This window comes from Bacillales bacterium (assembly GCA_035700025.1).
Classification (GTDB): domain Bacteria; phylum Bacillota; class Bacilli; order Bacillales; family DASSOY01; genus DASSOY01.
Genome location: DASSOY010000086.1, coordinates 1 through 11,061, shown reverse-complemented (window position 1 = coordinate 11,061; position 11,061 = coordinate 1). Strand labels below are relative to the sequence as shown.

The 11,061-nt window shown below is 49.9% G+C and carries 9 protein-coding genes; 7 read left to right on the top strand and 2 right to left on the bottom strand.

Annotation, left to right across the window (positions count from 1 at the left end; genetic code table 11):
• Nucleotides 1-181 precede the first annotated feature (181 nt).
• Together VFK44_14695 and VFK44_14690 are read left to right on the top strand one after the other, a co-directional pair.
• Complete coding sequence (locus VFK44_14695) at nucleotides 182-631, top strand: EVE domain-containing protein (protein HET7629618.1); 450 nt, start codon at nucleotides 182-184, stop codon at nucleotides 629-631.
• 257 nt (nucleotides 632-888) lie between these two features.
• A complete protein-coding gene (locus VFK44_14690) occupies nucleotides 889-2,085 on the top strand; it encodes an NlpC/P60 family protein (protein HET7629617.1) in 1,197 nt (398 codons plus the stop codon).
• Between the two features lie 88 nt (nucleotides 2,086-2,173).
• Here the strand turns inward: VFK44_14690 and VFK44_14685 are convergent, their stop codons facing one another.
• The gene (locus VFK44_14685) at nucleotides 2,174-3,121 is read right to left on the bottom strand and encodes an aromatic acid exporter family protein (GenBank protein HET7629616.1); all 948 of its coding nucleotides are present in this window, start codon (nucleotides 3,119-3,121) and stop codon (nucleotides 2,174-2,176) included.
• 159 nt (nucleotides 3,122-3,280) lie between these two features.
• Here VFK44_14685 and VFK44_14680 point away from each other — a divergent pair, with 159 nt between their 5' ends.
• The 4 genes from VFK44_14680 to VFK44_14665 all read left to right on the top strand — a co-directional run bounded on the left by VFK44_14680 (nucleotide 3,281) and on the right by VFK44_14665 (nucleotide 9,530).
• A complete protein-coding gene (locus VFK44_14680; GenBank protein HET7629615.1) occupies nucleotides 3,281-6,331 on the top strand; it encodes an efflux RND transporter permease subunit in 3,051 nt (1,016 codons plus the stop codon).
• Nucleotides 6,332-6,728: 397 nt separating this feature from the next.
• The gene (locus VFK44_14675; GenBank protein HET7629614.1) at nucleotides 6,729-7,145 is read left to right on the top strand and encodes an organic hydroperoxide resistance protein; all 417 of its coding nucleotides are present in this window, start codon (nucleotides 6,729-6,731) and stop codon (nucleotides 7,143-7,145) included.
• A 145-nt stretch (nucleotides 7,146-7,290) separates the two neighbouring features.
• A complete protein-coding gene (locus VFK44_14670) occupies nucleotides 7,291-7,575 on the top strand; it encodes an MFS transporter (protein ID HET7629613.1) in 285 nt (94 codons plus the stop codon).
• 476 nt (nucleotides 7,576-8,051) lie between these two features.
• Nucleotides 8,052-9,530 (top strand): DHA2 family efflux MFS transporter permease subunit, encoded by a 1,479-nt coding sequence (locus tag VFK44_14665; GenBank protein HET7629612.1) that lies wholly within the window; start codon nucleotides 8,052-8,054, stop codon nucleotides 9,528-9,530.
• A 174-nt stretch (nucleotides 9,531-9,704) separates the two neighbouring features.
• Here the strand turns inward: VFK44_14665 and VFK44_14660 are convergent, their stop codons facing one another.
• Nucleotides 9,705-9,881, bottom strand: coding sequence for a hypothetical protein (locus VFK44_14660; protein ID HET7629611.1), 177 nt, complete (start codon nucleotides 9,879-9,881; stop codon nucleotides 9,705-9,707).
• Nucleotides 9,882-10,213: 332 nt separating this feature from the next.
• Between VFK44_14660 and VFK44_14655 the strand changes: the two genes are divergently transcribed.
• Nucleotides 10,214-11,061 (top strand): imelysin family protein (locus VFK44_14655; protein ID HET7629610.1); only part of this gene is annotated, 848 nt, incomplete at its 3' end.

The window sequence follows — 11,061 nt, the reverse complement described above, 5'->3', positions numbered from 1 at the left end:
ACAGCGCCTGCGGTTGCCTGGCGTTGCGCCGTATCCTCCCTTTTCCCCGTTGCCGGCAAGGTCTATTCTTGCCGGTTTTTTTGCGCGGCACAAAGGCCGGATGTCCTCTGCGGTTTGGGTGCAGGCCTATTTTCTTTGCGGTACAATAGCATCAACGTTGTTGTGTAAGGAGATGGGGGACGTGAGACGGGAACGGGACAAGCATGTATGGTTCATGGTGGCCTCCGATACGGCGGAGGCGTTTCGCTGGGAACCGTTTTTGCGGGACAAGCAGACGACGTTTTGGTGGATACGCCGCTTGCCGAGAAATTTTAAAGCGGCCGCTGAAGAGGACTTGATTTTATGTTACCGGAGCGGCGCGGTGAAACGCGGGCTTGTCGGGATCGCCGAAGTTGAACAGTCGTTTAACGACGACGGCATTTCGGTTCGCGGTTTATGCGCATTCAAACGGATGATTCCTTACGAAGCTTTCAAAGAGCATCCGCTGTACTTGACTACGGAAGCGGGCCGCTTGCGGAATCGGGGGACGCTTTTTTCCGTGGATCGCCCTTTTGCCGAATGGGTTTCAACTGTATTGACGGCAAATGGGGATTGGCAAGCTGCTCGTTGTTTAACTGATTTTATAAAATAAATAGTTGTTCTCACGAATGTTGCAATACGATGACAGGTATGAGACTAATGGCCTAGCGATTTTGCGAATTCGTGCGCAAATTTTGTCATATATTGATACGAGATTGAAAAGAAACTGTAAAATTCCGCCGACAATTTAATGTTAAGATAAGACGTGGGAAGAAACTCACATAATTTTGACGATTAATGATGAAGAATCCACGATGTCGTGGTTCTTTTTTACCAAAAAAGAAAAATTGTCGGAAAGGGAGTTTGAGATTGGGAAAGAGGAGAATTGTCTCGACGGCACTCGGCGTATGTTTGGCAGCTTCCATTGCGGGCGTACATTCGGCTTCGGCAGATACGGGTTCCGAGTTACGGATTCAGCGATTGCATATTAAGGAAAGCCAGCAAGAGTTACATAACATTGAACAAAAGAAAGCGGCCGCGATCGAGAAGTTGACCAAACTTCAGGACGACATCGACGAGGCGGAGCAACAAATAGAAGCTACCTTGCGAGAACGTGAGGAAACGCAGGAAGAAATTAATCGGTTGAAAACGGAAATCGCGGAAACGCAAAAACGGATCAACCATCGGGAAAATTTGTTAAAGGGCAGGGTTCGCGAAATGTATAAGAGCGGCGGAGCCGTCAGTTACTTGGACGTCTTGCTCCAGTCGCAAGATTTCAGCCAGTTGTTGAGCCGCGTGTTTGCATTTACGCTGATTACGAACCAAGACCATAAACTGCTCGCTGCCCAGGAAAAGGATATGGAGCAGCTCCAGACGAGCAAAGAGAAAATTGTTCAAAAGCTCAATGATTTGCAAGAGCAAATGGACGAATTGAAATCGCTGCAGTCGGAGTTGGAAGCGAAAAAGGAAGCACAGCAAGAAATCGTCGAGGACTTGAAGGAACAAGGAATCGAACTGCGTAATACTATTGCTTCCGGAAAAGCAAAAATCCGGTCTTTGAAGCTGGCGTTGTACGGAGGGTCTTCCAGCAACGACAACAACGATAGTGGCAACGGGGGATCGCACCATAGCAGTTCAGTTGATACAGACGTCGACATCCCGGAACCGGTGCCCGGCGGAACGGTTCAGGATTTGGTCCAGGCGGCCAGCCGTTATTTCGGAAATTCGATTTACGTTTTCGGCGGCGGACGCTCGCAAGCCGACATCGCCAACGGTGTGTTCGACTGTTCCGGATTCGTTCATTGGGCGTATGCCCAAATCGGCGTGAACGTTGGTTGGAGCACGTCAAGCTTGAGCCACCAAGGCACGAGGGTTCCTTACTCGCAAATTCGCCCGGGGGACATGGTATTTTTCAACACGTACAAACGTGACGGCCATGTAGGCATTTATATCGGCGGCGGACGTTTCATCGGTTCGCAAAGCAGCACGGGCGTGGCTATCGCCAGCATGAGCAATCCGTACTGGAGCTCGCATTTCAGCGGCCACGTACAAAGAGTGTTGCATTAAGAGGAAGAACAAGACTCACCGACTCGAAGGAGACGGTGAGTCTTTTTTTGCGTACGACATCGAGGCATTTAATAAAGGAGTCAGCCTTTTAAACAGGGTTGCCGAGACCGGCCTTGATTTCAAGATAGCGCTCCATTTCATTCGTAAAATGGAGAAGGGCGGAGCGGGTTTCAAACTCGATGCGGTCTTTCGGCAGCGGTGATTCGCGAAATTTTTTACGCATGGTTCTTAATTCTTGCAGAAATACGTGTGCGGTGTTTTTCGGGGAAACTTTTTCACTTAATCGTTCGAGAAAGTCGGCGATCGCCTTTCCTTGTTCGTTCGTGTCATCCAGAGATGTTAGAATCGGCATGAGCCGTTCCAAAATTTGAAACTGCTCGTCGCGCATTTTAAAATAAGTATAATAACTGTCTTTTTCGCGGATCAAATGGTTGTCGATTTCCTTGACGGCGAGAATTTTCGCTTCTTTCAATAAGTCTCCCGTTTCGATAATTTGCCTTCCGTCCCAGACGGACGTTTTATTTTGTAAAAACACAGCGAATTCCCGTAAAATGATGGAAAAGTTTTCATCGATTTTTTCGCGGTATTTTCCGATTTCCCGTTCAAGACTCGGCATGTACGAATTGAGCAAGAGCGCGACGCCGATGCCAATAATGATCACGGCCAATTGGTTGCCGAGAAATGCCCAGGTGAGTTTGTCGATCGTATAAAAATGCAAAAGGATGACGGAGCTCGTGACGACACCTTCACGCGCTTTCAGCTTGACCACTGCCGGAATGAATGTGAGCAATAGAAGCGTTACCGTCAACGGATGACTCGGAAACAATTGGAAGAAGACGCTGGCAAACACCATTCCTGTAATACAGGCGATAAACCGCTCGAACGCGCTTTTCAGCGAAGCTTTTTTCGTCGACTTGATACAGAGGATCGTCAAAATGCCGGCTGAGAGATAATAGTCGAGATGCAGCCATTCGGCCAACCCGATAGAGATTCCGCAACCCATGGCGGTTTTGATCGTGCGATACCCGATTTTCACGGCGACTAGCCCCTTCAATGCATGTTTTAATCAATCTATCACTAGCTGTCAGCGAATTCAATTCATTTCATTTTCGCATTCGTGTGAAACTCTTGGCATAAATAGACGTAGTAGTATATTATTTGTATCATCAACCACCGCAGACAGGAGCGTTTCCGATTGAAATTAAGTGACTTTTCCATTCGCCGTCCCGTATTCACGATGGTCATCATGATTGTCTTTCTCCTATTAGGGGCCGTTTCTTTGACCCGGATCCCTTTAAAATTAATACCGAGCATCAGTCCGCCGATCGGGGCGGTCGTTGCCACTTATCCGGATGCCGGTCCTCGCGAAGTCTTGGACAATGTGACGAAACCTTTGGAAGACCAACTCGGCACGATTCCCGGCTTGAAGGATTTGACTTCAACGTCGCAGGAAGGCTCGAGCTTGATCATCTTGCAATTCACGAACGACACGGACATCGATGAAATCCAGACGGATATCCAGAGCGCGATCGACCGCGCCGACTTGCCGGAAGAAGTTCGCAACGCACGATTTCTGAAGTTTGACCCGGCCCAATTTCCAATCCTTCAGCTTGCTTTGAGCACGACGAACATGAACGATGAATTCAGCGGTGACGTTCGTGACTTGGAAAGAAAGCTTTCGCAAGTCAAAGGTGTGGCGAGCGTCAATGCGCGCGGCCTCGAAATCGACGTGATTGAGATTAAGCTTGACCAAGAAGCGCTGAAAGACCATTACTTGACAGAGCGCGACGTTGTAACGGCTTTACGGGCCAGCAATGTGTCCTTGCCCGGATCTTCCGTTCGGTTGGGCGACCGAGAGCTGACGACGCGTGTGATCGCGCCGATTCATTCAGCGTCTGATTTAAAAAAATTGGAACTGCGCACACCGAAGGGCGAAACCGTTTCAATGGCCGACCTTGGAAGCGTGTCGATCGTACCCAAAGACGACGGCTTGATCACACGTAACAATCAAAAGCCTGCGGTACTTGTCAACCTTCTTCAGCAATCGGATGCGAACACGGAACAAGTTTCACAAAGCGTGCGCGAACGTTTGGCCGAATTGCTTGAACAAAACAAATATAGCGACATCGAAGCGTCGATATTGTTTGATCAAGGGGATCTCGTCGACCGTGCAGTCGGCAGCTTGCAAAGCGCGCTTATCCTTGGCGCCGCCTTTGCGATGCTCGTGTTGTTCTTCTTTTTGCGTAATTTGAAAACGCCTTTGATCATCGGCATTTCCATCCCTTTTTCGGTGATCGTGACATTCGTTTTGATTTATTTCTCCGGCTTTACGTTAAACATCATGACGCTCGGCGGACTCGCGCTCGGGATCGGCATGCTCGTCGACAACTCGATCGTCGTGATCGAGAATGTGTATCGCCATTTAAACATGGGCGAGGAGCCGCGCAAGGCAGCTGCTGAAGGGACGAAAGAGGTCGGCGTTGCCATCACCGCCTCAACATTGACGACGGTCGCTGTTTTCGTGCCAGTTGTCTTCGTCACCGGCATTATCGGTGATTTATTCAAACAGTTCGCGCTGACGATTGCTTTCAGCTTGCTCGCTTCTTTGTTCGTGGCGCTGACCGTCGTGCCGATGCTCGCCAGCCGAATGTTGAAGGCACCTAAAGAAAACAAGGAACGCCGACGGAGGCAACAAAGTTACATGAAGTCGCTGGGTTCCGCAACCGCGTGGGCGCTTCGTCACCGTTTTCTCGTCCTGCTGTTTGTCGTGTTGTTGTTGGCCGGCGGCATTTTCGGCATGACTAAGGTCGGCGCTGAATTTTTGCCGCAGCAGGATCAAGGCTTTTTCACGATCGATTTGAAGCTGCCGAACGGCACGAGACTGGAAAAGACAGAAGCAGCGACCGCAAAGGTGGAGCAGCTTTTGGCCGATGAACCGGCGGTGCAAGACTACTTCAGCTTGATCGGCAGCACGCAAAATCAAGGACCGCAAAATACGACCGACAGCAGCGAAGCGCAAATTTACGTGAAAATGAAAGAGGCCGAGGATCGGGACGTAACGACAGGCGAATTCGTGGAAAACATTCGCGCAGCAGTGGAGGAGGCAGTACCGGGAGCCGACCGTGTAACGCTCAATCAGCAAAGCACGACCGGGACGGAGCCGAACACGTTGACGTTTAAGGTGAACAGCGACGATCAGCAAGTGTTGGAAGAAGCGGTTCGGAAAATTACTGAACAGGTGCAACACATGGACGACACGGTCGAAGTGACGAACGGTTTGAAGAATACGGTGAAAGAATTGCAAATCCGAGTCGATCGTGAAGAGGCGAGGCAACACGGATTGACGGCGGCGCAAGTGGGGCAAATTGTCAATCAAGCGACGAGAGGCATGGACGTGATGCAAATCACGAATGACAACGGACGAGTGAAGACGGTTCGCGTTGTCTATGATCCGGAGGTGACGAGTACTGCCGACGATTTGAAAGAGCTGTGGATTCCGACGCCGGCAGGCAAGGGCGTGCCATTGAAAGACGTGGCAGACATTGCGATCGGCGATTCGCCGGTAGCGATTCATCGCGACGGTGAAGAACGGTCTGTGCCGTTTACGGTAAAATTTTCGAACGAAACTACGCTCGGAGAATTTAAAGCAGCGTTGGCCGAGCAAGTCGAGGAGTTAAACCTCGACGACGCTGTCTCCGTCTCTTACACCGGAGATTTTGACTTGCTGCAAAATTCGCAGCAACAGCTCGCCATGGCGTTCATCTTGGCGATCGTGCTCGTATATCTTGTCATGGCTGCACAGTTCGAATCGTTCAAGTATCCGTTCGTCATCATGATCTCGGTACCGCTCATCTTCATCGGCGTATCGCTCGCGCTCTACGCCACACAAACGCCGATCAGCGCAACCGTCCTCATCGGACTCGTCGTTCTCGCAGGCATCGTCGTCAACAACGCGATCGTGTTGATCGACTATATCCTGCAGCTGAAAGCCCGCGGCTATGCCGCTCATGACGCCATCGTCGAAAGCGTTCAGCTGCGGACGCGACCGATCCTGATGACCGCTTTGACGACGATTCTCGGCCTGCTGCCAGTCGCGTTTGCGATCGGCGAAGGCACGGAAATCCAGCAGCCAATGGGCATTACCGTCATCGGCGGCTTGATCAGCAGTACGTTTCTCACGTTGTTCGTCATTCCGGTCGTCTATAGTTTCTTCGACCCGGAAACGCGGCGCAGAAAGAAAGCGTGAATGAGGCCGACCCAGAGAAATTCTCCGGGCCGGCCTTTCTATCGTTTTTGGTGCTTTTTCGCTTCGTTTACGACCTTTTGCGCTTTTTCCGCCTCTTTTTGGTCCCTTTTCGCTTTTTGTTCCATGAGCTTAATATCTTTCCGCGATGTTAAATCCACAAATAAACCTCCATTGTTGTTTTTGCATCAAGCGGGCCGGTCGACATGGGCTTGTGCTGTTGGTTTTCTTCTTTGCTTGACACCTCCGAGACGGATCGAGTTCATTTGGCTTATTCCACAATCGTGCGCATCCTAAACATCAATCGCCAACAAGCTCGGAATACTTGCTTAACAGCTTGCGTTCTGCAAAAATGAGGGTATCGGCGCAAATGCCAAAAGATTACGAAGGAGTGGTCAGGATGGGTCAAGTGGTTTTCACCGCACATGCCACGGCAAAAGGCGGACGTAACGGACACGTGAAGTCGGACGACGGCGTTATTGATGTGAATCTGGTCATGCCTCCGGGACAATCAGGGAAGCAAGGTTCGAATCCGGAGCAGCTTTTTGCGGCAACGTATTCTGCCTGTTATGACGGAGCCTTGAATCTGGTCGCTTCCAATAACGGAAAAGACATTGAATCGACGACGACGGCGGATGTGAGCTTCGTGAAAAACGGTGCGGCAGATTTCAATATCGCAGTCGTACTGAACGTAGAAGTAAAAGGCGTCAACCAAGATGAAGCTGAAAAGCTGACGGAAGAAGCGCATCAAATTTGTCCATATTCGAAAGCGATTCGCGGGAATGTGGACGTGGAAATCAAAACAAAAGCTGTTTAAGGGATCGAAGAAAGCAGCTGCCCGAGCGGCAGCTGTTTTTTTGCGGAATTATTTATATGATATAAAAATTAAATGCTATAATCTTTAAGGTGACTAATGAATGGAGGAGCAAAGGAGATTGTCATGAGCGGGGAGAACATCGACGATGACCGAACTCGTCTGGGCACGTGCGTTTCAAGGGATTGGCGTCGGCGCGATGATGAGCATGCCGCGCGCAACGGTTGGTGACATTTTCTCGCCGAAAGAACGGGCGAAATGGATGGGCGTTATGATGGCCGTCTTCGGTCTTTCCAGCATCATCGGCCCGGCGCTCGGAGCATCGTGTGAAAGTCGACTGGCTCGGTTCGTTTTTCCTTGTCATTGGCTTGCTCCCTGTTTTGCTTGGATTCACGTGGGGCTGCTCCAAATATGCTTGGAATTCGCCGAATGAGCAGGCACCGAAACCGAAAGAGGAATAAATGAAAGCCTGCATGTTGAGCGAGAGCTCGGCTTGCGGGTTTTTGTTTTAACGGACATGAGATCTTCTTAGAAGCAAAAGTAGAGCATCTGAAAAATGTAACGGACATCAGATGCTCTTAGACATAATAAGCACAATAAAATAGTGAGAAAAATGGCTCTAAGAGAATTCAATGTCCGTTAGAATCAAAGCGCGCTCGAAAAAGTGCGCTAAGGTGATGAGATGTCCGTTAAAATTCAAAATCAGAAATTTTTCGGCCAGGGCCGAAAAATCTCCCATCGAAAGGGAGCCTAACGGAACTGAGGTGCGCCATTTGCTGGAAAGCAAATAAGGCATCTCCGTTCCGTTACAAAATCAGCCGGGCGGACATGCGCAGCGCCGGATGGCGAGCATAATGAGCGCGCCGTTTGACTTTCGAACCGAATGCCTCCTATAATGCATTAGCTTGTATGGACGAAAAGGAGTGGAGAACGATATCGACACCAACTTCCGTATCACAGACAGAAACGATAAATAAAACACCGATTGTCGCCGTTTTGTTGGCGGGGGCTTTCGTCGCCATTTTAAACCAAACGTTATTGAATACAGCGATCCCGAAAATCATGGCAGATTTATCGATTTCCGCCTCGCAAGCGCAATGGCTGACGACAGTTTTCATGTTGACGAACGGCGTAATGATCCCGGTTACCGCTTTTCTCATCGAGCGCTTTACGACCCGGAGGTTATTTTTAACGGCCATGTCGTTGTTCGCCGTTGGTACGCTTATTGCGGCGCTTGCGCCAAGCTTTTCGTATTTGCTTTTGGCGCGCATTGTCCAAGCTTCGGGCGCAGGGATCTTGATTCCGCTCATGCAAACCGTGTTTCTGACGATTTTCCCGCGTGAAAAAAGAGGCGCAGCCATGGGCATGGTCGGCCTTGTCATTGCTTTTGCGCCGGCGATTGGACCGACGCTTTCCGGCTGGCTTGTCCAAACGTACTCGTGGCGGGTGTTATTTTATGTCGTGCTGCCGATTGCGATCATTGATATTATTGTGGCCTTCTTTGTTATGAAAAACGTTACGCGCCTTACCTACCCGAAGGTGGATGTGTTTTCGATCATTTTGTCTTCCTTTGGATTTGGCGGATTGCTGTACGGATTCTCCAGCGCAGGTCAAAGCGGCTGGGGCAGCGAAAAAGTGCTCATTTCTCTTGCCATCGGTGCCGTGGCGTTGCTCATTTTTATCTTCCGACAATTGAAATTGGCGCGTCCGATTCTCGAGTTTCGCGTCTTTAAATACGGCGTGTTCACGCTGGCGACGGCGACGGGGATGATCGTTTTCATGACGATGATCAGCGGGGAACTGCTCTTGCCGATCTACATGCAAAACATGCGCGGCTACTCACCGCTCGAATCCGGGCTGCTGTTATTGCCGGGGGCGGTCTTGATGGGGGTCATGTCTCCGATTTCAGGGAAATTATTTGATAAAATTGGCGCCCGTTGGCTGGCCGTGGCAGGGTTGGCGATCATCGCTGCCGCCACCTACGGTTTCACGAACTTAACGGCCGACACTTCGTTTACGTACTTGATTATCGTCTATGCGATTCGCATGTTCGGCATGGCGCTCGTCATGATGCCGATCACCACCGAAGGCTTGAATGCGCTCCCGAACCGCCTCATTCCTCACGGAACGGCGATGAACAACACGATGCGCCAAGTGGCGGCATCGATTGGAACGGCTTTGCTCGTCACCGTCATGACGAATACGACGAAAGACCGCATCCAAGAACTTGCTTCAGGATCTACCGACGGTTTGGACCGGGCGGAAAAGCTCCATGCCGCGATTCACGGGTTGAATGTATCTTTTTTTGTCGCTGTCGGGTTCGCCGTTGTCGGCCTCGTGTTGTCGTTTTTTATTCGGCGCGGGGAGATAGCTGAAGAAGATAGGTAAACGTAGCGGCGGCCGGTGATTGAGGATTTTTCTGCTCGAAAAGAGAGCTTAGGACCGATGTTTCGCGTTGATTCCTACCTGTACAATGACCTTGAATCGACGGATTCAGGTCTTTTTTTTTCGGGAAGGAAAAGTTCTCATGTTATGAACCGTATCTGTCGACCCGAGTCAATTTTACCGATCGTTCCATTTTTTTAAACCGCGAATGAAAATGATCGTCCCTAAGGCAAATGAAATGCAGAGAGCAACTTCAGGAAGAACATATTGGAAGATGGAACGATTCAAATCAACACCGCCGCTCAGCCAAAGGACTTTGTTCCACCAAAAAAGCCCATATACGGACACTATCATTGTGAATACCCCAATAATAAAGGTAACCATCTTAAAGTCTCCTTCCTGTAACCATATTTTGGGAACCGAACAGTGTTAATTGTAAAATAACATGAAAAGCAGAATAGAACAATGGGGATCCTGTCCTTTTCTCTGTGTAATGTTTTCAAGACAAACACAATGGTTTGATTACCTTAGACGGTTTGTTCTTTCCTAGTTCTTGCACTAAGTGATTTTTAAGCTAAGTACATAGATTCGGGTTGACAGTTAAAAAAACGGCTACTATAATGAGAATCGTTATCAATGATAATGATTCTCATTACTGCTTTCATCGACCAAAAGGAGGACGCACCATGATTGGAAAGAAAAAGACGATAGCCGCGATTTTATCCGCAATGATGCCGCTTGCGCTTGCAGCTTGCAGTGGTACGGAGACGAGTGGAGCGAATGTACATAAGGAAACGAAGAAAATAGAAACCAAAGGCGAGGCAAGCATTCCGTCTGAGGCAGAACAATTGCAAAAGATCGCCGGGGAGATCGGCCGCGCGCTCGATGCGGACGATATGGAACAGTTGAAAGCTGCCGGCCAACAGTTGCATGATGAATGGTTTTCGTTCGAAGATGAGGTGAGAGACAAGTTTCCGCTTCTTTATACGAAAGTCGAAAAGCATTTGTTGCCGGTCTATGCGCAAACAACGCTGAAAACACCGGACGTGGAGCAAGTGAAGGAGCATTTGCCCGAATTGAAAGAAGCGCTGAAGGCGTTGGAACATCCGCAGGCGGCAGCGACAAGCAGCGGAGAACGCGCCAAATTGAAGGAAGCGGTCGCGAAATATAAGGCATACGTGGAAGAACAAGCCGGGAAGCTTGTCGAGAGCACCGAGACGTTCGTGAAGGCGGTGAAGGCGGAGGACCTGGCAGCGGCGAAAGCATCGTACGCGGAAGCGCGCGTATATTATGAGCGGATCGAGCCGATTGCCGAGAGTTTCGGCGAATTGGACCCGGCGATCGATGCGCGCGTGAACGACGTCGAGGATAAGGCGAACTGGACCGGGTTTCACCGGCTTGAAAAAGCGATTTGGAAAGACGGGACGCTCGACGGGCAGGCGAAGTACGCGGATCAACTGTTGAATGACGTGAAACAATTGCACGATAAAATTGAAGGCGTCACGCTGAACGCCAAACAAATCGTGGCCGGTTC

Bases quoted from the DNA above. Each gene is read 5' to 3' on its own strand.
- VFK44_14665 (HET7629612.1), top strand. From the start codon at position 8,052: ATGGACGAAAAGGAGTGGAGAACGATATCGACACCAACTTCCGTATCA.
- VFK44_14675 (HET7629614.1), top strand. From the start codon at position 6,729: ATGGGTCAAGTGGTTTTCACCGCACATGCCACGGCAAAAGGCGGACGT.
- VFK44_14670 (HET7629613.1), top strand. From the start codon at position 7,291: ATGACCGAACTCGTCTGGGCACGTGCGTTTCAAGGGATTGGCGTCGGC.
- VFK44_14660 (HET7629611.1), bottom strand. From the start codon at position 9,881: ATGATAGTGTCCGTATATGGGCTTTTTTGGTGGAACAAAGTCCTTTGG.